The 21701-nt window shown below is 65.7% G+C and carries 16 protein-coding genes; 8 read left to right on the forward strand and 8 right to left on the reverse strand.

All coding sequences use genetic code 11. The features are described from left to right. Nucleotides 1–22: 22 nt before the first annotated feature. Both K2Y42_RS00920 and K2Y42_RS00925 read right to left on the reverse strand, forming a co-directional pair. Nucleotides 23–1078 carry a methyl-accepting chemotaxis protein gene (locus K2Y42_RS00920; protein ID WP_291147485.1) on the reverse strand — a complete coding sequence of 352 codons (1056 nt, stop codon included), beginning with the start codon at nt 1076–1078 and terminating at the stop codon, nt 23–25. Nucleotides 1079–1445: 367 nt separating this feature from the next. After that, nucleotides 1446–2981, reverse strand: coding sequence for a leucyl aminopeptidase (locus K2Y42_RS00925; RefSeq protein ID WP_291147487.1), 1536 nt, complete (start codon nt 2979–2981; stop codon nt 1446–1448). Nucleotides 2982–3542: 561 nt separating this feature from the next. Here K2Y42_RS00925 and lptF point away from each other — a divergent pair. The 6 genes from lptF to rsmA all read left to right on the forward strand — a co-directional run bounded on the left by lptF (nt 3543) and on the right by rsmA (nt 11890). Continuing rightward, nucleotides 3543–4751 (forward strand): LPS export ABC transporter permease LptF, encoded by a 1209-nt coding sequence (gene lptF, locus K2Y42_RS00930; protein ID WP_291147488.1) that lies wholly within the window; start codon nt 3543–3545, stop codon nt 4749–4751. 6 nt (nt 4752–4757) lie between these two features. Further along, nucleotides 4758–5852 (forward strand): LPS export ABC transporter permease LptG, encoded by a 1095-nt coding sequence (gene lptG, locus K2Y42_RS00935; protein ID WP_291147490.1) that lies wholly within the window; start codon nt 4758–4760, stop codon nt 5850–5852. Nucleotides 5853–5945: 93 nt separating this feature from the next. Next, nucleotides 5946–8300, forward strand: a complete 2355-nt coding sequence (locus K2Y42_RS00940) for an LPS-assembly protein LptD (RefSeq protein ID WP_291147492.1) — start codon at nt 5946–5948, stop codon at nt 8298–8300. Nucleotides 8301–8619: 319 nt separating this feature from the next. Beyond that, nucleotides 8620–9861 carry a peptidylprolyl isomerase gene (locus K2Y42_RS00945; RefSeq protein ID WP_291147494.1) on the forward strand — a complete coding sequence of 414 codons (1242 nt, stop codon included), beginning with the start codon at nt 8620–8622 and terminating at the stop codon, nt 9859–9861. Then, nucleotides 9861–10958, forward strand: a complete 1098-nt coding sequence (pdxA, locus tag K2Y42_RS00950; RefSeq protein ID WP_291147495.1) for a 4-hydroxythreonine-4-phosphate dehydrogenase PdxA — start codon at nt 9861–9863, stop codon at nt 10956–10958. Before K2Y42_RS00945 ends, pdxA begins: the two co-directional genes overlap by 1 nt. Beyond that, nucleotides 10955–11890 carry a 16S rRNA (adenine(1518)-N(6)/adenine(1519)-N(6))-dimethyltransferase RsmA gene (rsmA, locus tag K2Y42_RS00955; protein ID WP_291147497.1) on the forward strand — a complete coding sequence of 312 codons (936 nt, stop codon included), beginning with the start codon at nt 10955–10957 and terminating at the stop codon, nt 11888–11890. Before pdxA ends, rsmA begins: the two co-directional genes overlap by 4 nt. Before the next feature lie 194 nt (nt 11891–12084). Here the strand turns inward: rsmA and K2Y42_RS00960 are convergent, their stop codons facing one another. The 3 genes from K2Y42_RS00960 to K2Y42_RS00970 all read right to left on the reverse strand — a co-directional run bounded on the left by K2Y42_RS00960 (nt 12085) and on the right by K2Y42_RS00970 (nt 14156). Next, the gene (locus K2Y42_RS00960; RefSeq protein WP_291147499.1) at nt 12085–13140 is read right to left on the reverse strand and encodes an NAD(P)/FAD-dependent oxidoreductase; all 1056 of its coding nucleotides are present in this window, start codon (nt 13138–13140) and stop codon (nt 12085–12087) included. A 34-nt stretch (nt 13141–13174) separates the two neighbouring features. Further along, nucleotides 13175–13495, reverse strand: a complete 321-nt coding sequence (locus K2Y42_RS00965) for a 2Fe-2S iron-sulfur cluster-binding protein (protein WP_291147501.1) — start codon at nt 13493–13495, stop codon at nt 13175–13177. A gap of 232 nt (nt 13496–13727) precedes the next feature. Next, nucleotides 13728–14156, reverse strand: coding sequence for an Hpt domain-containing protein (locus K2Y42_RS00970; RefSeq protein ID WP_291147503.1), 429 nt, complete (start codon nt 14154–14156; stop codon nt 13728–13730). Nucleotides 14157–14659: 503 nt separating this feature from the next. Between K2Y42_RS00970 and K2Y42_RS00975 the strand changes: the two genes are divergently transcribed. Then, entirely contained in the window at nt 14660–17476 is a 2817-nt protein-coding gene (locus K2Y42_RS00975; RefSeq protein WP_291147504.1) for an apolipoprotein A1/A4/E domain-containing protein, read from the forward strand. 7 nt (nt 17477–17483) lie between these two features. Beyond that, entirely contained in the window at nt 17484–18488 is a 1005-nt protein-coding gene (dgcA, locus tag K2Y42_RS00980) for an N-acetyl-D-Glu racemase DgcA (RefSeq protein WP_291147506.1), read from the forward strand. 9 nt (nt 18489–18497) lie between these two features. Here dgcA and K2Y42_RS00985 read toward each other — a convergent pair whose 3' ends face one another. The 3 genes from K2Y42_RS00985 to K2Y42_RS00995 form a co-directional block, all read right to left on the reverse strand. Next, nucleotides 18498–19769 (reverse strand): MFS transporter, encoded by a 1272-nt coding sequence (locus K2Y42_RS00985; protein ID WP_291147508.1) that lies wholly within the window; start codon nt 19767–19769, stop codon nt 18498–18500. 298 nt (nt 19770–20067) lie between these two features. Further along, entirely contained in the window at nt 20068–20877 is an 810-nt protein-coding gene (gene thiD / locus K2Y42_RS00990) for a bifunctional hydroxymethylpyrimidine kinase/phosphomethylpyrimidine kinase (RefSeq protein ID WP_291147510.1), read from the reverse strand. 3 nt (nt 20878–20880) lie between these two features. Beyond that, a complete protein-coding gene (locus tag K2Y42_RS00995) occupies nt 20881–21693 on the reverse strand; it encodes a cytochrome c biogenesis protein CcdA (protein WP_291147512.1) in 813 nt (270 codons plus the stop codon). Nucleotides 21694–21701: the final 8 nt, after the last annotated feature.

Here is a 21701-nt window from a genome sequence, read left to right on the forward strand (position 1 = left end):
CCTGGGCGTTCACGGGCGCCGTTTACCCCAGCGCTTCGAGCTGCTGAGAGATGACGCCGTACCAGCCGAGGCCGTCGTAGGTCTCGTAGCCCGGCGTGTGGTGGAAGGCGACGATCTGCTGGCCGGACGCGCTGAGCTCGTATCCATGCTTGCGGCCTGAAAAATTGACCGCAAGGCGCTCGGTCAATGCACCCGCGCCGTCCGACGCCGCGAGCACGCAGCCGTTGGCATCGACGATCATCGCGCGGGAGCGGGCCCGCTCGTCGTCGCTGAGGCGAACGCCTTTCACGATGCTCCGCGCCTGCGGCTCCCAATCGAAATGGATCGCCATGACGCCGAGGGGGGCGCCATTGCTGTTGCCGTTCTCGCGCACGCTCGCCGCGTAGGTGGCAACCTGCGCTCCGGAGAGAAGCGGCTCGCGCGCGACCTCTCCCACGGCGTAGCTGTCGCCGTCGCGAAGGTCGCGTGCGCGCGCAAACCAGGCGCGGTTCGCGACGGACGTGCCGGCGACGCGCCAGCGGTCAGGCCGGCCGCTGGCGATGACGGTGCCGTTGAGATCGCAGATCCAGATGTCGAGATAGACCGTGTAGGCCTTGAGAATGACACCGAGCCGGCGTGAGGCGTAGTCGGCCAGATCGCGCGTCTGCGTCTTGGCGGCGGAGACGACGGCGGAATCGGTCGCCCACCAGCGGACGTCGCAGGTTCTTTCGTAGAGATTGCGATCCAGAAGCTCGATGGCGTTCAGCGACAGATCGACCAGACGCCGGCCGTTGGCTTCGAGCGCCATGCGCCGGGCGAGCCCGTCGAGCGAAGTGATCTCGCCGCCGAGATCGCTGTTGAGGGCCTTCGCGAAGGTCTCGACTTCGCCTGAGATGTTTTTCACGGCTTCCGCGACGACCGCGAAACCTCGGCCCTGATCGCCGGCGCGGCTGGCTTCCATGAGGGCGTTGAGCGCGAGCACGCGAAGCTGGGTTGTGACGGCCTGGATGCCGTCGATGTTCTTGGCGGCGGACTGGCGGACACGCTTGGTGCTGGAGATGATGTCGGTGATCAGCACGGGCTTGGATGAGGCGGTCATGGACGGCGCGGGGATCCTTGGTTCGACGCATCTGTTTCGACGCATCCGAATCGGGATGCCGATGGAAATGCTGCTCTGTTCTCGCTCACGAGGGAAGCCAGCTGCGGGAGTATTTTAGAGGACATTCCGCAGATGACTGATAATGAGATGGTGCCATCGGTTGATGCCGTGGCGGCCGGGATCTCCGCGAGGGGGATGGACGGCGCGCGCAAGGTCGGTGCGCTTGAAGCAAACGGGTAAACCCATCGTTCGCATAATATATATTATGGAAAATAATGACGTTAATAGGCGTTGAAGCGGATGGTTGTAGCTGTATCGTTCAATTCGGAAAATCGGCGGACGGCGCTCAGGCCGTCCGCCGTCCGGCCTACTTCTCGGCCTTCTCGTAGTTGTCGGCGATGAACCGGTCGAGCAACTGGACGCCCCAGCCCGAAGCCCAGCTCGTGCTGATCTCGTTCTTGGGCGCGTCCATCGCGGTGCCCGCGATGTCGAGATGCGCCCACGGCACATCCTTCTTGATGAAGCGATTGAGGAAGGCTGCCGCCGTGCATGCTCCGCCCCAGCGGCCGCCCATGTTCTTCACGTCGGCGTTCTTGCTGTCCATGAGCTTGTCGTAGGACTTGTCGAGCGGCATGCGCCAGACCTTCTCGCCCGTCGTCTTGGATGCGGCGATGAGCTGGTCGGCGAGCTTGTCGTCATTGGCGAACAGGCCCGCGAAATCCTTGCCGAGCGCGATCATGATGGCGCCCGTGAGGGTCGCGAGATCGACCACGAGGCGCGGCTTGAAGCGCTCCTGCACGTACCAGAGCACGTCGGCCAGCACGAGGCGGCCTTCGGCGTCGGTGTTCAGGTTTTCGACCGTCTGGCCGGACAGCGAGACGACGATGTCGCCCGGACGGATGGCGGAGCCCGACGGCATGTTCTCGACGATGCCGAGGATGCCGACGGCGTTGACGGGCGCCTTGCGCTCGGCGAGAGCGACCATCAGGCCGGTCACGGCGGCGGCGCCGCCCATGTCGCCCTTCATGTCTTCCATGCCGGCTGCCGGCTTGATTGAAATGCCGCCGGTGTCGAACACGACGCCCTTGCCGACGAAGGCGAGCGGCTTGGCGCGCTTCGACTTGGCGCCGTGCCACTGCATGATGGCGACGCGTGCGGGGCGAACGCTGCCCTGGGCCACTGACAACAGCGTGTTCATGCCGAGCTCTTTGAGCGTCACGTCGTCGAGGATCTCGACCTCGAGGCCGATGCTCTCAAGCTCCTTGACGCGATCGGCGAACTCGACCGGGCCCAGGACGTTGGCGGGCTCGTTGACGAGATCGCGCGCAAAGCAAATGCCGGACGCGACCGCGCGCTTGGTCTCGAATGCGGCGCGCGCCTTGTCGGGATCGGTGCAATGGATCGTGAGCTTGATGCCCCGGTCGGCTGCCCCGTCGGCTCCGTTGGCGTCGTCGCCGTTCTTCTTGGTGTGGTACTTCTTGAACGAGTAGTTGCGCAGCAGGGCCCCGTAGGCGAGGTTCGCGGCGACGATCTCAGGCTTGTGGTCGGCGCCGGACACTTCGGCGATCACGCTTACCTCGCGCGCCTTGCGCGCCGTGATCTGGCCGAACGTGTAGCCGCCGATGCTGGCCCAATCGCTTTCGTCGTGCTCGCCTGCCTTGCCCACGCCGATCAGCAGCAGTCGCTGGATGTCGAGCTTCTGGGGCGCCAGGATTTCGATGGACGATTTCGCCTTGGCTTTGAATTCGGCGGCCTCTGCGGCCTTCAGAACGAGACCCTGGCTCTTGGTGTTCAGGGCCTGCACGGCAGGCGAAAGCGAAAGGTCGCTGCCGGCGAATGCGGCGCAGGTTGCAGCCGGGGCAGCGTCCAGGCGTGCGAACGTGATGTCGAGCGGCGTAGTCATGCGGAAATGGTGCTCCTCGGGAACGGTATGGAAGGGGCCTGGCAGGTCCGCCTCGCGGGCGGCGGGGCGTCGCGGACATGGCCGGGCGCAGGGAAGCGGCACTCTAAAAGTGGCACTGGCACAGTGTGGCTTTTCGATCTTCGCTGTGGAAGTTAGACGCTCGCCGGGGAAGTGCAAGGCGGGAGCGGCCCAAATCCCGGCCGAACCGCAATTAAAGCGAACGGGGTAAACAGCAGCTTCGGGCGAGCGCCGAGTGATCTCTGGGCGCTCCGGGCGATCTCGGGCCCTTTGGGCCCGCCAGCCCTCCCCCTCCTCGTCCAACCGGCTGCTTGTTGCACTGCACGCAACGCTTGGATGCGAGCCGGAATTCCGCCATTGTGGCGTGACAGTAGGGCATTGAACCGAGTTCGGGGGATCGGGGACCGTGCCGGCAGGCAAACCAGGAGTTCAGCTTCGCGACTGCGCGTCCACGGGCGATCCGCCCCTGGTCCGTTTCGTCGTGCGTTTTGCCGTCCGCCCTGCTGATGCGGGACCGCGGGCGCGGCGCGTGCGGGGCGCTCCATGACGATCTTCTCGCGTTACGTCTTCCGGCAAACGAGCGGCGCGCTGCTGCTGGTGCTACTGTCGCTCACCGGTATCGTTTGGATTTCGCTCGCGCTGCGCGAGCTCAACGTTGTGACCAGCCAGGGCCAGGGCGCCTTGACGCTGATCAAGATGACGACGCTCGGCCTGCCGAGTTTCGTGGCCGTCATCACGCCCTTCGCGCTGCTGATTACAGCCATCCACACGCTCAACCGCCTCAACAGCGACAGTGAAATCATCGTGCTCACGGCGTCGGGGGCGACGGCGTGGACGATCACCAAGCCCTTGGTGGCGCTCGGTTTGATTGTCGTGGTCTTCATTTCGTTCGTGAACCACTACGCGATGCCGTGGAGCCTCAGGCTGTTGCGGGACATCGTCGTCGAGGTGCGCACGGACCTTCTCACCCAGGTGATCCAGCCGGGACGGTTCTCTTCGCCGGAGACCGGGCTCACGTTCCACATCCGCGAGCGCGCGGCCGACGGCACGCTGCGCGGCCTCGTCATGCACGACCTGCGCGACGAGAAGCAGGCCCAGTCCTACCTCGCCGACAAGGGCGTGCTGGTGAAGGACGACAGCGGCGCGTACCTGTTCATGATGGACGGGCACATTCTGCGCCGCTCGGGCGGGATTACGGTGCCGACCCAGATCATCGCGTTCGACAAGTACGCCGTCGATCTCGACCGGCTCGAGGAACGCACGGCCGGGCCGCCCGATCTCAAGGCGCGCGAGCGCTATTTTTCCGAGCTCGTCTCGCCCGATCCGAAGGAGAAGTCCTACAAGACCGAGCTTGGGCGCTACCGGTCCGAGTTGCATGAGCGATTTTCTGGCGCGCTCTACCCTCTTGCCTTCGTGTTGATGGCGATCGCGGTGGTCGGGCAGGCGCAGAGCACGCGCCAGAACCGGAACATGCGGATGGGACTGTGCTTCCTGGCCGGTGTCGGGATCCGTTTGACGGGCCTTGCCGTCAACAACGTCGTGACGCTGCACGCCAGTGCGGTGCCCCTGCTTTACCTTATCCCTCTGAGCGCGATCGGTATTTCTATGTTTCTGATCGTGCGGGGCGCGCGGGCACGCAAGCCCAATCCCCGGATCGAGCGGCTCATGGATGCGGCGGGCGCGCTCGCGGCCGGCCTCAAGCAACGCTTTTCGCGTGCGGCGCCGGCGGCTGCCGGCCGGGCGGGAGGCTAGAGGCCTATGCCGTTCGTCTCGACCGCCTCGTTCTACATCGGCATGCGCTTCCTGGTCGCCATCTTCGGCGTGTTCGGGCTGTGTACCGTTCTGATTTTCATGATCGATTTCGTGGAGCTGCTGCGCCAGGCCGGCAAATACGGCAGCGTTCCGGGCTACAAGCTGGCGTGGATCACGCTGCTGCGGCTGCCGGCCTATACCGAAATCCTGCTGCCGTTCGCAGTCCTCGTCGGGTCCATCAGTGCGCTGCTCATGCTGGCCCGCAAAAGCGAGCTGGCCGTCATGCGTGCAGGCGGCATGTCGGTCTGGCAGATCCTGCGGCCGGGCGTGGTCGTCGGGCTCGGGCTCGGCATGCTGAGCTCGATGGCGTTCAATCCTCTCGCCGCGCACGCGCGCGATCAGTCGGAAAAGGTCTATTCGAAAGCTTTCGGGCGCGAATCCAGTCCCTTAGGCAAGGGCGCGGCCGGCACCTGGCTGCGCCAGGATGGTACCGATGGGCAATCCGTGCTGACGGCGTCTTCGGCGAAGGAAAAGGGCGCGGTGCTGGGGACCGTGACGGCCTTCGTCTATGACAAGAACGGCCGCTTTTCGGAGCGGGTGGATGCCTCGGAGGCGCGGCTCTACGACGGCTTCTGGCTGCTCAGCCCGGCGCTCGTTTCGCGCATGGGCCGGGAGCCCGAAAAATTCAATTCCTATTTGCTGTCCACCTACCTCACGCCGGAGCGTGTCGTCGATGCCCTCGGCAGCGTGATCTCAGTGTCGTTCTGGGAGCTTCCGGACATCATCTACACTACGGAGCGGGCTGGACTTTCGGCTTCACGCTTGCGAATCCAATACGAGCTCCTCCTGAGCCGCCCGCTGCTGTGCGTCGCTATGGTTTTTTTGGCGGCTACTGTGTCGTTGCGGTCATTCCGCTCTGGGGGGATCCAGACTATGGTCGTGACTGGAATGGTGGGGGGCTTTGGGTTCTTCCTTTTCGCGGAGATTTCAAGGCAAATCGGAACTGCAGGTCTTGCCCCGGTTTGGGCTGCCGTGTGGGTTCCGGTCCTTCTTGCGATCCTTGTTTCAGTCACGGTGCTCTTGCACCAGGAGGACGGCTAAGTGATGCGTGTTGCGCGCAAATTGCTGCCGACATGCACTGAGTCCTGCCCAGCGGGTTCCTGCCAAACGGTGGCGGAACGCGGGCGGTTTCGCGTGCTTGCAGCCCTGCTCGCGCTCGCGATTGTCTCAGTTGCCGCTCCTGCGCACGCCCAGAGCGTTCGCGACCGCGAAACGTTTACGGCGTCCGACGGATCCGCGTTCCCGAAGCCTCAAGGCGGAATGTTCGGCAAGCCGCAACAGCTCGACAAGTCGCTGCCGCTCTACCTGCAGGGCGATGAGCTGGTCTACGACACCAAGGGCAACCGCGTGATCGCGCGCGGAAACGTCGAAATCTACTACAACAAGAACGTGTTGACGGCCGACGAGGTCATCTATGACCAGGGCGCGAACACGCTTACGGCCTCGGGCAACGTCGAGCTCAAGGAAGCCAACGGCAACGTCATCCGCGCCGATCGCTACACGCTGACGGACGACTTCCGCGATGGCTTCGTGCAGTCGCTGTCGGTCGTAACGCGCGATGACTCGCGTATCACTGCTGAGCGCGGCGAGCGGCGCGAAGGCAACGTGACCGAATTCTCCGAGGCGACCTTCACGGCGTGCAAAAGCGACGGCAACGTTCCGCCGCTGTGGTGCATCGGCGCCAAGCGCATCATCCACGATCAGTCGGCAGCGACGATTTCGTATCAGGACGCCGAGTTCAAGTTGTATGGCGTGACGATCGGCTACCTGCCCTACTTCGAGCACGCCGACCCGTCGGTGAAGCGCAAGAGCGGCTTCCTGGCGCCGACCTACGGCAACTCGGACGATCTCGGCATCTTCGTCGAGCTGCCCTACTACTACGCGCTGTCGCCGACTTACGATTTCACGTTCCGCCCCCGCTACATGTCCGAGCAGGGCGTGCTGTGGCAGGGCGACTGGCGCCAGAAGCTCGCCAATGGCGAGTACTACGTCAATCTCGCGGGCATCGACCAGGACTATACCGACCTTCCGCTCAGCGCGGGCGTGACGGAAGACCAGCGCCGCAGCCTCGACGGCTGGCGCGGCAGCGTCGAGACGCGCGGCCGCTTCTCGCTCTCGAGCTGGTGGAGCTACGGCTGGGATGTCACGGTCGAGAGCGACGACTCCTTCCGCCGCTTCTACAAGCTCGACAGCGTGCTGCTGACGGACCGCGTCAATGATCTCTGGCTCGTCGGTCTCGGCGACCGGAGCTACTTCAGCGCCAAGGCCTATCAGTTCGGCGGCCTGCTCGTGAACGATACGGACGAGTCTGAATCGCTCGTGCATCCGGTGATCGATCACAACTACGTCTTCAAGGATCCGGTGGTCGGCGGCGAGCTGACGTGGCGGTCGAACGCGCTCAGCCTGTCGCGCTCGGACGTGAACAACGGTAACGGCCTCATCAGCCAGGACATGAACCGCGTGATCACCGAAGTGAAGTGGCGCCGCCGCTTCACCGACGCCATCGGCATCACCTACACGCCCTTCGGCGAGTTGCGCGGCGACATCTACCAGATCGACTACGAGGATCCTTCGAACCCACTGACGGCGGGCCTCGACGACACCTTTGTGCGCGGCCTCGCGACGGGTGGTGCAACCGTGTCCTATCCGTGGGTCGCCAATACGGGCTCGAGCTCGCATGTCATCGAGCCGATCGGACAGATCGTTGCGCACAATGCCAGCGTGCGCCAGGACGACCTGCCGGACGAAGATGCGAAAAGCTTGATCTTCGACGACACCAACCTGTTCGAGACCAGCAAGTTCTCCGGCTACGACCGCCTCGAAACGGGCGTGCGCGCGAACGTCGGCGTGCAGTACACCTTCCAGGGACCGGTGGGGTATGCCCGCGTGCTGGCAGGCCAGAGCATCCATCTCAGCGGCGAAAACGCCTACAACGAGAATTCCGACCAGTTCAACGCGCGCAGCGGCCTGGAGACGGACAAGTCTGACTATGTGCTCGGCATCTACCTCGCGCCCACGGACGTGTTCCGCGTCATCGCGCAGTCGCGCTTCGATGAAGACGACATGACGCTGCGTCGCGAAGATCTGACCGCAAGCTTCAACTACGGTCCGCTGATCGCGTCTGCGACGTATACCTACGGCGACGTGTTCGACACGCTGACGCAAACGTACGACGAGCAGGAAGACATTCTCGGCTTCATGGCGCTGCGCCTGACCGATCGTTGGACGCTGTCCGGATCGATGCGCTACGACCTCGACGAAGCCAAGGTGCTGACGGACTCCATCCGGCTCGCCTACCTCGACGAATGCTTCATGCTGAGCGCCACCTACAGCGAGACATACATCAACGACCCCGCCCGCTTCATCGAGCCGGATCGCACGGTCATGCTGCGCTTCGAAATGAAGAACCTGGGCGGCTTCAACTATCAGACCAACGTCGTCGACTTCATGGGCGGCGAGGATGCGTCGGCTCTCGCGGGAACGCGCTAAGCCCCGCGGAAGGGTGCCCGGGAGGCGCGCGTCCGGCCTAATCGCCTGATTCGGCAGGGCCTATTTACGATGCCGCAGGGTCCGCCATTGCTCTGCCACGGTTGATGTGGATAACAGCGACGCGGTTTGCGTATGCTGCGGCAAGCGGTATTCTCCGTGAGGTGATTTGGTGCGTGGGCGTTGTCGCCCCATCCGGTTTCCGTCCGCCGCCGTAAGCCGCATCGGGCAATGCGTTCCAGCCCGATCGCTGAACCGTTCGGTGATGGACTGATCCTTAGAGACGCTGATCGTAGAGACACTGATCCTAGAGACTGGGCCCATGCCTTTGCACTTCCATGATCTGATGCGGACGTCGGCAGCGATCGCGCTGTGCGCCGCCTTTGCGGTCGTGACCCCGTGCGCCGCGAAGGACCCGAAGAACCAGCAGGCGGCGGCTACGCCGCCGGGTGAGACCGGCACGGGCAACATCGAGCTGGTCAATCCTGCCGAGGGCGGCAAGATCACCAAGCGCAAGGGCGCCCAGGGCATCGCCATTCTCGTCAACGACGAGCCGATCACGGCCTACGAGATCGAGCAGCGCGCCTCGTTCATCGCGCTCCAGAGCGGCGGAGGTGGCGCGGATTTCAAGGCCAAGGCCGAGGCGCGCTGGAAGTCGATCGTGCAGGATCCGAAGACCAACGAGCGCTTCAAACAGTTGCTGCAGAAGAACAACGTGCAGACGCAGGAAGAGGCGCGCGCGCTGCAGACGAAGTACATCAAGGAGCTGCAGGGCAACATGGTCGCCCAGCTCAAGAAGGAAGCTCGCGCCGGCGCTGTGTCGGGCTCCAAGGCCAAGGCCCAGCAGGAGCTGATCGAGGAAAAGATCAAGCTTCAGGAAGCGCGCAAGCAGAACGCGCTGACCGACGATGCCGACGTCGACAAGATCATCTCGGGTATCGCCGAGCGCAACAAGATGAACCTCGAACAGTTCGGCAAGCACATGCAGGGCATGGGCGTCGATATCAACACGATGAAGGCGCGCTTCCGGGCCGAGATGTCCTGGCGCGAGGTGGTGCGCAAGCGGTTCGGCCATCTCGTTGCGATCACAGAGCGCGACGTCGACGATTTCGTGGCGACCACGGCCATGTCCGACGCCGAGACAGAGTTGCAGGTCCAGCGCATCACCTTGCCGCTGCCGTCGTCAGTCGATCAGGCGGTCATCGCGCAGCGGATCGCCGAGGCGGACACGCTGGCGCAGCGCTTCCAGGGCTGCGGATCAATGGGTGAGCTCGCGACGACGGCGGGCGGGCGCCACGAAGACCTGGGGCTGCGCAAGCCGAACACCATTCCCGAGCCCACCCGGAGCCTGCTTTTGAACGCCTCCGAGGGCAGTCTGCTGCCGGCCAGCGTGAGCGCGGGCGGCATCGAGCTGTGGGCGCTGTGCGGACGTAAATCCGAAGGCGGGCAGGACGTGTCGCGGCGCGAGGCGGCGACGAACGAGCTGCGCCAGAAGGAATTCGACGTGCTGGCCCAGAAGCATCTCAAGGACCTGCGGCAGGACGCGGCCATCGAGATCCGCTGATGATCCGCTCCACTTCGGGTCCGGCCGTCCCGGCTGAGGCTCGGCCGGGTTCGTCGTCACACACACACCTCGCTCTCACACCTCTCGCTCTTACGATGGGCGACCCGGCGGGCATCGGCCTCGACATTTCTCTGGCCGCCTGGCTTGCGCGCGATGCGCACGCTCTCGCTCCATTTGCGTTCTTCGGCGATCCCGAGGCGCTTGGGGCGCGCGCGGCGGCGCTCGGTCTCGACGTGCCGGTCGCCGTGGTCGGCGATCCGCGCGAGGCGCAGGAGGCTTTTGCAACGCGCTTTCCGGTCTGCGCGATTGCGTGCGCCGCGCCGGTTGCGGCGGGTACGCCCGACGCGCGCAATGCGCGTGCCGTCGTGGATGCCATCGACAGCGCGGTGCTGGCCGTACGCGATGGGCGCGCGCGTGCCGTCGTCACCAACCCCATTTCCAAAGCCGTGCTGATGACGGACGGCTTCTCGCATCCCGGCCATACCGAATATCTCGGCGCGCTGGCGGCCGCGCATTTTGGGATGGCGGCGCCCAATCCCGTGATGTTGCTTGCCTCCGAAGAACTCCGCGTGGTGCCGCTCACGGTGCATATTCCGCTCGCGCGCGTGGCGGGCGCGATCTCGACAGAGGCCATCATCGCCACGGCGAAGATCCTGCATGCGTCGCTGCAGTCCGATTTCGGATTTGTGCGGCCGCGGATTGCCGTCACGGGGCTCAACCCGCATGCGGGCGAGGACGGCCGGCTCGGCTCGGAAGACCAGGCCCTCATCGCGCCCGCCATCGCGGCGCTCGTTCGCGACGGCCTCGACGTTACCGGCCCCTACCCGGCCGACACGCTCTTCCATGCCGCGGCGCGCGCAACCTATGACGCGGTGCTGGCGATGTATCACGATCAGGCGCTGATCCCGATCAAGACGCTGGCGTTCGATCGCGGTGTGAACGTCACCATCGGCTTGCCGTTCGTGCGCTCGTCGCCCGATCACGGCACGGCGTTTTCGCTCGCAGGTACGGGCGGGGCACAGGCGACGAGCTTGATCGAAGCGCTCAAGATGGCGGATGCGATTGCACGCAAGCGCTTTGGCGCGGGGGCTTCATGATTGGCGCCGACGGCAGCTCCGGCGACGACGCCGACACCACTGGGCCGGAACAGATCAGCCCGACACAGCGCGGCGGGGCGAGCCCGGACGGGCTCGATCCTCTGCGCGAGGTGATCCGGCGGTACGATCTCGCGGCGAAGAAAAGCCTCGGGCAGAATTTCATTCTTGATCTCAACCTCACGCGGCGGATCGCACGGGCGGGCGGATCGCTCGACGGGCGCACGGTGGTCGAGGTGGGGCCGGGCCCCGGCGGGCTTACGCGTGGGCTGCTGCTCGAGGGCGCGGGGCGGGTCATCGCGGTCGAGCGGGATTCGCGCTGCCTGCCCGCTCTTGCTGAAATCAGCGCGCGCTATCCCGGACGCTTGACGGTTCACGAGGGCGACGCGATCGAAGCCGATTGGCCGGCTCTTCTCGGTGGCGGCAAGGCCATCATTGCGGCCAACCTGCCCTACGGCGCGGCGACGGTGCTCCTGATCGGCTGGCTTGAAGCGGAACCCTGGCCGCCCTGGTGGGACCGCATGGTGCTGATGTTCCAGAAAGAGGTTGCGGAGCGCATCGTGGCGGAGCCGGGCAGCAAGGCTTATGGCCGGCTATCGGTGATTTCGCAGTGGCGTGCGGAAGCCCACATCGCACTGACCTTGAAACCGGAAGCCTTCACGCCGCCGCCGAAGGTGGATTCGGCCGTCGTGGTGTTTACGCCGCGCAGCGCGCCGCAGCCGGCGTGTACGGTGGCGGCGCTCGGTCGTGTCACGGCTTCGGCGTTCGGACAGCGGCGCAAGATGCTGCGGGCATCTCTGAAGACGCTCGTTCCCAATCCGGAGGAACTTCTGGACGCCGCCGGCATCTCGCCGACGGAGCGGGCCGAGCAGATTCCCGTCCGCGACTTCGCCAAGCTCGCGCTCGTCTACGAGCGCTCCATCGCGGGGCGCTAAGCGCGGGCATTGTGCGGTGGCCGCCTCCTGTCATCCTCGGCTTTATGCCGAGGATCCAGTGCTCGGCTGGTGCGACGGGACGGGTGGAGCGACATCGGTGCCGCTTTCCCATCTGGAACCATGGGTCCCAGGCACAAGGCCTGGAATGACACGCGTGTGAGCGTGGCTCGCTGATAGCGCCCTTTCCTGGCGGCTTACTTCACGCCGAGCTTCTTCTGCAGGCTCGACGACGAGGTCGTGTACTGGAACATCAGCTTCTTTTCGGGATGCACGTACTTGTGCGCCTGCTGCGCCATCAGCGCGGCCTCGTGGAAGCCGGACAGGATGAGCTTCAGCTTGCCGGGATAGGTGTTGATGTCGCCGATGGCGAAGATGCCCTTCTCGCTCGTCTCGAACTTCTCCGTGTCGACGAGGATGAGGTTCTCGTTGAGGTTCAATCCCCACGACGAGACCGGCCCGAGCTTCATGGTGAGACCGAAGAACGGCAGCATGGCATCGACGGTGAGCTGCTCCTCACCCGCGGCCGTCTTGGCGGTGACGCCTGAGAGCGTCTTGCCGTCGCCGTGCAGCTTGGTCACCTGACCGATGACGAGGCGCACTTTGCCCTCGGCCACCAGCGAGCGCATCTTATCGACGGAGTGGGGCGCGCCACGGAATTCGTCGCGGCGGTGAAGCAGCGTGAGAGACTTGGCCACCGGCGCGAGGCTCAGCGTCCAGTCGAGCGCGCTGTCGCCGCCGCCGACGATCAGCACGTCGCGGCCGCGCAGATCCTCGATGCGGCGCACGGCATAGAACACCGACGATCCTTCGTAGCCTTCGATGCCTTCGAGCGGCGGGCGCTTCGGCGTGAACGAGCCGCCGCCGGCTGCGATGACGACGACCTTGGCTACGATCTCGCGGCCCGCGTCGGTCTTGAGGAAGAAGCTTCCGTCCTCGCGGCGCTGGAGCTCATCGACCCGCTCGCCGAAGACGAACTCGGCGCCGAACGGCTTGATCTGCTCCATCAGGCGCTCGGTCAGCTCCTGGCCGGTGACGGTCGGGAGGGCCGGAATGTCGTAGATCGGCTTTTCGGGATAAAGCTCGGAGCACTGGCCGCCCGGTTTGCCAAGGATGTCGATGACGCAGGTCTTGATGTCGACCAGGCCGAGCTCGAATACGGCGAAGAGGCCGACGGGGCCCGCACCGATGATCACGGCGTCGAACGTGGATACGCCCGCTTGCGTCGCCTCTGCGACATCGTCCAGGGCCATTCGTGTTCTCCTAAATCCTTGGCTTGGCCGCGCGTCAGAACTGCTTGGCCGGAACGCGCATGGTGAGCCCGTCGAGGTCCGCCGTGACCTTGATCTGGCAGCTCAGGCGGCTCTCCTTGCGCACGTCGAAGGCGAAGTCGAGCATATCTTCTTCGATGCTGGCGGGCTTGCCGGTTTTGGCGACCCAATCCGGATCAATATAGACGTGGCACGTGGCGCAGGCGCACGCGCCGCCGCATTCGGCTTCGATGCCGGCGATGTCGTTCAGCTTGGCTGCTTCCATGACCGTAAGGCCGGGCTCGACCTCGACCGTCTGGTTGGCGCCGTCCGGCTGAATGAACGTGAGTTTGACCATCGTCGGCTTGCTCCAGCGTGCGGCATCGCCCTCACCCGTCCGGGTGCGGTGGCGGCAGGATTAATGGCCTCAGGACTTGAATTCAAGGGTGCTCGCGCCGCGCGTCGCGAGTTTGGAGCCTTGAGAAAATGGCTCAGGGCTCCGCATGTTAGGGTGCGGACCTGGGACGCAGACCGGTCAGGTGCGGGGCGGGCGTGGCAGGGCCGGACGTTGCAGGGCCGGTGGCCGGGGCTCAGGCGTGGATGGGGTCTTGCGGGCCGAGGGCTTCCTCAACGTAGGCCTCGATGGCCTCGCAGGCGTCCTCGAGGGCAGCAAGGATGCGGACCCTCTCCTCCTCAACCATCACGCCGGCGGTGTGCTCGGCATCGACGGCGATACGGGCGACATGGCGGGCGCCGACCGATTTCGCCGAACCCTTGATCGTGTGTGCGGCAATCTGCCATTCCCGGTCGGTAGCGGCGAAGCGGAGCTGCTCAATGCTCAGCGGAAGCTGGGCCAGGAAAAGACCGAGGATTTCCCGCTCGAGCGTGAGGCTGCCGAGGGTGTAGCGGGCCAGGTGCGCGCGGTCGATCGGCGGCAGCGCATCCATCAGGACGGCCTGGGTATCAAGCGCGTAGCCGCTCAGGGAAGATTGAAAAGCCCGATTTCGTTCGGAGCTCATGGTCGAGATCCTGGGTTCTGGTCGTCGAGTTGTGTTTACCGCCCAAAGGCCGCGCCTTAGGGCGCATGCCTGTACTAATTTGTGAGCCTATCCCACTAAATATTTGTAAATGCAGTATCTCTAATTGGGCGCCGCAATGCAAGACCCAATTAACCATGCCGCACCCCCGGGTCCGGGGCGCCAACTTCATTTGGCCCTAAAAACGGCCTATCCGAGCGTCATCCGGCACGTGGGCCGGCTGTAAAAAAGAGCGTTGACGGGACGGCTTGCGGGCGAAAACCCGTTTGAGCAGAACCCTCCGACTGCGATAACATGGTGCGGGGCACCGGCGTGCGGCCGGTTCGGACGGGTGGATGGGTCAGGAATTGAAATCAGGCGCGGCGGCGTCGCAAAAAACGCCGCCCGAGGTGACGCCTCCGCCCCCTGGCGGATCGGCGAGCCCGGCTGCGCCCTCTTCCCCTCCTCCTTCGTCACCGCCGGCCCTGCCACGAGATGCAGCTGCAATGGCGTCTTCCCCAGCGCCGCCCTCGCCGTCGCCCGCACCTCCGGCCGAGAGCGTTCGCTCCCTATCGGATTCTCTGTCGATTGTCGGGGCTGAGCCGTCGGCACCGAACCTCGGTTCGCCGCTGGCGACCGTCAATCACCGCATGCCTCCGCCGCTGCCGAACATGGCCGCGCAGGCCCTCGCCTTACCCGTCAATACGCGCGCCAACGACGCCCAGCCTCTGGAGCCGGGCATGCGGCGGCTGGCGCGGCGGCGTCCGGCCGGCCCTCCGCGCGGCAAGATCGCAGCCAACGACGACGCGCCCTCCATCGGCGGCCTCATCTATGCGCTTGAGCAGAAGCCGTCGTCAGCGCCGTTCAAGTATGCGGGCATCGCGACGGCCGTCTGGTTGTTCATCTGTCTCGGCTTCTCGTATGTGATCGTGAGCGCCGAACTCGACAACGGCGCCACGGTCATGTCGCTGCTCGAAAAGCCGAGCACGTTCCTCGTGGCAACCGCGATCATCGTGCCCATCGCGGTTCTCTGGGCGCTGGCGCTTTTGGCGTGGCGGTCGGATGAGCTGAAGCTGCGCTCCTCGACCATGACCGAGGTTGCCATCCGCCTCGCGGAACCGGACCGCATGGCGGAGCAGTCTGTCGCCTCGCTCGGGCAGGCCGTGCGGCGGCAGGTGGCGTTCATGAACGACGCCATTTCGCGCGCGCTCGGCCGCGCCGGCGAACTGGAAGCTCTCGTCCACAACGAGGTGACGGCGCTCGAACGCTCCTACGAGGAAAACGAACGCAAGATCCGCGGTCTCATTCAGGAACTCTCGGGCGAGCGGCATGCGCTGGTCGACACCAGCGAACGCGTCACCGATACGCTGAAGACGCTCGGCACGGATATTCCGGCGCTGATCGACCGGCTGTCGTCGCAGCAGATGACGCTAGCGCAGATCATCAAGGGCGCGGGTGACAACCTGACGGCGCTCGAATCCGCCGTCGGCCAGAGCACCGAGCGGCTCGAGTCGGCGCTCGGCGGTAAGACCGAACAGTTGCAGGTCATGCTCGAAGGCTACACGTCCGGCCTCGCCATGGCGCTCGGCGCGCGCACCGACCAACTGCAGTCGGCCATTTCCGGTTACGTCGAGACGCTCGATACGTCGCTCACCAACCGCACCGAGAAGCTTCAGCTCGTGTTCGAGGAATACGCGCGTGCGCTCGATACGTCGCTCACCAACCGCGCGCAGGCGCTCGACATCCAGCTCGTCGAGCGGACCAAGGCGCTCGACATGGCGTTCGGACAGCGGCTCAAGTCGTTCGACGAGTCCATCGTGCGCTCGACGATGACGATCGATTCCGCGGTTGCCGAAAAGGCGCGCGCACTCACGAGCGCGCTCGACAATCACGCGCGCACCTTCAGCGAGACGATTTCACGCCAGGCGGTCAATCTCGACGAGAGCCTGATGCACGGCATCAACTCCGTGCGCCGGACGAGCGAGAACATCACGCGCCAGTCGATGAAGGCCATCGAAGGGCTCGCCGGTCAGTCGGAAATGCTGAAGCGCGTTTCGGAAAACCTGCTCGGGCAGGTGAACGCCGTGACCAATCGCTTCGAAGGCCAGGGCCAGGCCATCATGCGGGCGGCCAATTCGCTCGAGAACGCCAACTTCAAGATCGAGTCGACGCTGCAGGGCCGCCACGCCGAGCTGACCTCGACCATGGACAAGCTCTCGGGCAAGGCCGACGAGTTCGGCCGCTTCGTCGAAGGCTTCTCGTCTTCGATGGAAGGCTCGCTGACGAGCGCCGAGCAGCGCGCCAGGGCGACCGCCGAGCAGCTCCGCGCGAGCGCGGAAGCGGCCAAGCACTCGGCGCTGGCCGATCTCGAACGCTTCCGGCTCGAGGCGGGTGCCGAGGGTGATCGCGCGCTCGACGAAATGAAGAACCGGTTCTCGTCGATCTCCAGCGTCGTCAGCGAGCAACTGTCGTCGCTCACGACGCGCATCGACCAGACCTCCGACGAAGTGCGCCAGCGCGCGCGCCGGGCCGCCGCCGACATCGCGGCCGAGCAGGTTCGCCTCAAGGAGCAGATGGACCGGCTGCCGGCCGCCTCGCGCGAAAGCGCCGAGCAGATGCGCCGGGCGCTGCAGGACCAGCTTCGCGCGATCGAGCATCTGTCCAACCTCACGACGCGTTCGCTGGCCGCACGCGACGTGTCCTTGCCGCAGCCGATGCCTTCGGGCGCGGGCCCCTCGTCGCTGACGGGCTCTTATGTGTCCGAGGCACGCTCTCAAGGTGCGCCGGCGGCGCAGCCCGGCTGGGGTACCCCTGGCCGTTCGCCGGTGCCGCCCTATCAGGCCGCGCTGCCGCGCCCGTCGGCGCCCTCCCCCGCGCCTCAGGAGACGCGCGACGCCTGGTCGCTCGGCGACCTGCTTAAGCGCGCTTCGCAGGACGACGAAACTCATCACGGCGGCGGTATGCACGCAGCCCCCGCGCCACAGCCGATGCCGTTCCACAATCAGATCGAGGTTATTGCGCGCGCGCTCGATCCGGCGACGACGGCGGCGCTCTGGCAGCGGATCGCGTCCGGCCAGCGCGGCGTGATGGTGCGCAGCATCTACTCGGTGGAAGGCCAGGCGATCTTCGACGATCTCAGCGTGCGCTATCGCAGCGACGCCGACCTGCAGCAGACCATCAATCACTACCTGATGGATTTCGAGAACATCCGCCGCGACGCCGAGCAGCGCGATCCGTCGGGCCGCGCGGTCAACGCGCATCTCCTGTCCGACATGGGCCGCGTATATCTCTTCCTCGCTCATATGAGCGGGCGCATCGCCTAGCCTCGCGATGACCCATCTCAGGCTGTCCGTCTCTGTCGAGCGCTTTGCGCTGAAGGTGCCGTTCGTCATCTCGCGCGGGACGAAAACGCACGCCATCGTCGTCGCTGTCTCGCTCTCAGACGGCCGTGTGACGGGGCGCGGCGAGTGCACGCCTTACGCCCGCTACGGCGAGACGCCGGAAAGCGTGGTGGCCGAGATCGAAGCACTTGCCGCGCGCGGTGACGTGCTCGGCTCACGGGATGCGGCGGGCGCACGCGAAGCGCTTGCTGCCGCGCTCAAGCCCGGGGCAGCGCGCAACGCCCTCGACTGTGCGCTCTGGGACTATGAGGCCAAGGCCAGCGGTGTGAGCGTCGCGCAGCGGCTCGGTTTCGACGCATCGATGGCGGTCGAGACGTGCTTCACGCTCAGTCTCGGTGCGCCGGAAGCCATGGCCATCGCGGCGCGCGAGGCGAAGGGGCATCGGCTGCTCAAGCTCAAGCTGGGCGGCGCGGGTGATATCGAGCGCATGGCGGCCGTGCGGCACGCCCGGCCCGATGCGCGCCTCGTTGCCGACGCCAACGAAGCCTGGACCGACGACATGGTGGGGCCGTTTCTCGCGGCGGCGGACGAGAGCGGCTTCGAGCTCGTCGAGCAGCCGCTGCCTGTCGATGCGGACGACATTCTCGAAGGGCTGATGTGCTCGGTGCCGGTCTGTGCCGACGAAAGCGCGCACACGACCGCGGACGTGCGCGGCCTCATCGGGCGCTACGAGGCCGTGAACATCAAGCTCGACAAGGCCGGTGGGCTCACCGAAGCGCTGGCGATGTCGGCGGCGGCGAAGGCTGCGGGCTTTCGCGTGATGATCGGGTCGATGGTGGCGACGTCGCTCGCGGTCGCGCCCGCGTTTGCGCTGGCGTCTGATGCAGACTGGGTCGATCTCGACGGCCCGCTGCTACTGGCGGAGGATCGCAATCCTCCGGCGCAGTTTGCCGATGGGCTGATCCGGCCGCCGCCGTCGCGGCTCTGGGGCTAAGCACCTCGCCTACGTTTGCGCTGCGGTTCGACTTGTATCGCCCCAGAGCAGGTTTCCGCTCCAGCGGGCACGAACATAGAGCGCGCCCGCGAACCCGAGCCCGGCCAGCGCCGCCATGGCCCAATAGGCGTGCGGACCGATGCGGGCATAGAGCCAGCCCGACGACAGCGTCGCGACACCCATCAGCACGCCGGAGGCGACGGTGGCATAGAGCGCCTGGGCCGTGCCCTGCGCGCTCTCCGGAACAGCGCGCGAGATGAAGTGCATCGCGCCGAGGTGAGAGGCGCCGTAGGTCAGTGTGTGCAAGGTCTGCAGCGCGATCAGAACCCCGACCGGCGGTGACAGGCTCATGAGCGCCCAGCGAAGCACGGCGGCGGCGGTCGCAGCCACGATCAACGTCACGGGGCCCCAGCGGCGCACGACCTGGCTAGAGTAGGCGAACAGCAACACCTCGCCTGCGATGGCGATGGCCCAGAGCGCGCCGACGGCGGCCGTGGATATGCCCTGCGCTTTCCAGGTGAGCGCGCCGAACGTGTAGAACATGCCGTGGGCGCCTTGGGCGGCGCCGGCCGCCAGCAGGAAGGCTAGGAACACCGGCGAGCGGACGAGGTTTGCCGCTTCGCGCATGCGCCCGAACGGCGGCGCGCGGGCCCCCGAATCCACGGGCGGAGCCATCTGCGATTTCAATCCGGGATCGGGAAGCAGCCAGGCCGACGCGGCTGTGGCTGCCGCGCCTGCCGCGATGCATCCGACAACCACGCCGGGGCCAACGTGGTCGATCATCCAGCCGCCCGCAAAGCCCACGCCGACGAACGTGATCGATCCCCAAAGGCGCATGCGGCCGTAGTCGAGCCCGTGCGCACGCACGCCGGCGATGGCGATGGTCTCGGTCAACGGCATCACGGTCGAGAGCGAGATCGCAAACGCGAGCGAGACGACCAGGATGAGGAGGAAGCTTTCCATCTGGCTCAGGACGAGCGCCAGCACCAGCGTCAGGCCCGTAAGCGCAATGATGAGCGAGCGATGGCGGGCGGTGCTGTCGGCGAGAATGGCGACGGCGGGGGTCACGAACAGGCGCAGGAAGAACGGTGCTGCGGTGACGAGCGCGATCTGCTCGGGCGTGAGGCCGCGCCAATCGAGCCACACGGGCAGATACGGAAGATGGATGCCGTAAATCAGAAACAGCGCGCCGTAGAAGACCGCGAGACGGAGGCTGTAGGACGCGCGGGGCGAGATGGCGGATGCGCCGCGGCCCTCTCCCTCATGTCCATCGTTGCGCATCGTGGTTCTATCCTCTGCCGCGGCTCGGGCCTTCGGCATGCGGGATTTAGCAGAGGTCCGGCGCGCACGAGATGGCAGCAAGAAAAAAACCGGCCCGGATAAATCCGGACCGGTTTTTTGCCGAGCATCGCGGCGTCCCTGATCGCCGTCCTGCTCCCCCCAAAGAGTGCAGTGTGTGCGCTGCGCGATCCGCCCCCCGACGTCCGGCTGCTGCACGAACGGGAGAGTTGCAGAAGCGTGCCTGGCTTTCAAGAGTGGTCCGGAGCATTGATCCCGGCGCGATGCAGGTGTGCAACAGTTAATGCCGACGCACTGTGTGGAGATGATCGACGGGGCCGTCGCCTTTGCCGACAACGAGCGTGCGGCCGCCTTCTATCGCATTCCAGACAAACGTCTTTGCGGCGCTGACGGCCGTCGGCACGCTGTCGCCGATTGCGAGCCGCGCGGCGATGGCGGCAGCCAGCGTGCAGCCTGTGCCGTGCGTGTTGCGCGTGGCGATGCGAGGAGCCGAGAAGCGCAGCGAACCCGATTGGAAGGCCAGCACGTCAGTTGCGTCGCTGCCTTCTCCGTGGCCGCCCTTGACGAGAACAGTCTTGGGGCCGAAGGCGAGCAAGCGGCGGGCCTGCTCCTCGATCTCGTCGAGCGATGTCGCCATCGGCGCATCGAGCAGGCGGGCCGCCTCACGCAGGTTCGGCGTCACGATATCGGCGAGCGGAAAAAGCTCGGTGCGCACGGCGTCGATGGCTTCGGGTTCGAGCAGCACGTCGCCGCTGGTCGCCACCATGACAGGATCAACGACGAGCGGCACGCCGCGGAACGCCGCGAGCCCGCGCACGACGGCTTGCACAGTGGTGCGGTCGGCCAGCATGCCGGTTTTGATGGCGCGCACGCCGAGGTCGTCCGCCACGGACGTCAGCTGCGCCGAGATGATGCCGGCCGGCAGCTTGTAGACCGCCTGCACCCCTTGCGTGTTCTGCGCAGTGATCGAGGTGATGACCGAGGCGCCGTACACGCCGAGGGCCGTGAACGTCTTGAGGTCGGCCTGGATGCCTGCCCCGCCCGAGCTGTCGGAGCCCGCAATCGTCAGCGCGATCGAAGTATGCGCCAAGGCTCAGCCCCCCGGTGTGAGGTTGCGCAGATCCTGCTGCAGCTTGTCCGGCGTCATCATCTCCTCGATGCGCGCGAGGCCGGGGAACGTCTCGATCAACCACTGGCCGATGGCCTGGATGGAGAACCAGTCGAACACGTTCAGGAAGGCGATGCCCGTCAGCACGAGAAGCGCGCCCATGATCTTTTCCATGAGGCCGAGATGGCGGCGGAAGCGCTGCATGAACGACAGGAACGGGCGGATGGCGATCGCGGCCAGCACGAACGGAACGCCGAGGCCGAGCGAGTAGACCGCAAGCAGGCGCACGCCGGCGCCCAGGCTCGCTTCGTTGGCGGCGAGCGCGAGCACGGTCGAGAGAATGGGGCCGATGCACGGCGTCCAACCGAAGGCGAACGCGAGCCCCATGACATAGGCGCCTGCGAGGCTCGCGCCTTCACTATCGTGCTGGTAGCGCTTTTCGACGTGCAGGAATGGGATGCGCAGGACGCCGAGGAAGTGCAGGCCGAACAGAATGATCACGATGCCGGCGGCGATCGAGAGCTCGGCACGCCAGGTCTGGATGAACTGGCCGATCAGGGAGGCGCTTGCGCCGAGAGCGATGAAGACCGTCGAGAAGCCCAGCACGAAGCAGATCGACGCGAGCACCACGCGGCGCCAGACATGGCTTTCGAGGCCTTTTTCATCGGAGAGCTGTTCGAACGTGGTGCCGCCGAGATAGCCGAGGTAGGGCGGCACGAGCGGCAGCACGCACGGCGACAGGAAGCTCACGAGGCCCGCCAGCGCAACGCCGAGATAGAGATGAGCTTCTGCGAACATCGTCAGCA

Origin of the sequence: Hyphomicrobium sp. (assembly GCF_019744875.1) — a bacterium.
GTDB lineage: Bacteria > Pseudomonadota > Alphaproteobacteria > Rhizobiales > Hyphomicrobiaceae > Hyphomicrobium_C.

What these genes read in the sequence shown, in the direction of transcription:
- K2Y42_RS00920 (WP_291147485.1), bottom strand. Translation starts at nt 1,078, where the DNA reads ATGACCGCCTCATCCAAGCCCGTGCTGATCACCGACATCATCTCCAGC.
- K2Y42_RS00925 (WP_291147487.1), bottom strand. Translation starts at nt 2,981, where the DNA reads ATGACTACGCCGCTCGACATCACGTTCGCACGCCTGGACGCTGCCCCG.
- lptF (WP_291147488.1), top strand. Translation starts at nt 3,543, where the DNA reads ATGACGATCTTCTCGCGTTACGTCTTCCGGCAAACGAGCGGCGCGCTG.
- lptG (WP_291147490.1), top strand. Translation starts at nt 4,758, where the DNA reads ATGCCGTTCGTCTCGACCGCCTCGTTCTACATCGGCATGCGCTTCCTG.
- K2Y42_RS00945 (WP_291147494.1), top strand. Translation starts at nt 8,620, where the DNA reads ATGCCTTTGCACTTCCATGATCTGATGCGGACGTCGGCAGCGATCGCG.
- pdxA (WP_291147495.1), top strand. Translation starts at nt 9,861, where the DNA reads ATGATCCGCTCCACTTCGGGTCCGGCCGTCCCGGCTGAGGCTCGGCCG.
- rsmA (WP_291147497.1), top strand. Translation starts at nt 10,955, where the DNA reads ATGATTGGCGCCGACGGCAGCTCCGGCGACGACGCCGACACCACTGGG.
- K2Y42_RS00960 (WP_291147499.1), bottom strand. Translation starts at nt 13,140, where the DNA reads ATGGCCCTGGACGATGTCGCAGAGGCGACGCAAGCGGGCGTATCCACG.
- K2Y42_RS00965 (WP_291147501.1), bottom strand. Translation starts at nt 13,495, where the DNA reads ATGGTCAAACTCACGTTCATTCAGCCGGACGGCGCCAACCAGACGGTC.
- K2Y42_RS00970 (WP_291147503.1), bottom strand. Translation starts at nt 14,156, where the DNA reads ATGAGCTCCGAACGAAATCGGGCTTTTCAATCTTCCCTGAGCGGCTAC.
- K2Y42_RS00975 (WP_291147504.1), top strand. Translation starts at nt 14,660, where the DNA reads ATGGCGTCTTCCCCAGCGCCGCCCTCGCCGTCGCCCGCACCTCCGGCC.
- dgcA (WP_291147506.1), top strand. Translation starts at nt 17,484, where the DNA reads ATGACCCATCTCAGGCTGTCCGTCTCTGTCGAGCGCTTTGCGCTGAAG.
- K2Y42_RS00985 (WP_291147508.1), bottom strand. Translation starts at nt 19,769, where the DNA reads ATGCGCAACGATGGACATGAGGGAGAGGGCCGCGGCGCATCCGCCATC.
- K2Y42_RS00995 (WP_291147512.1), bottom strand. Translation starts at nt 21,693, where the DNA reads ATGTTCGCAGAAGCTCATCTCTATCTCGGCGTTGCGCTGGCGGGCCTC.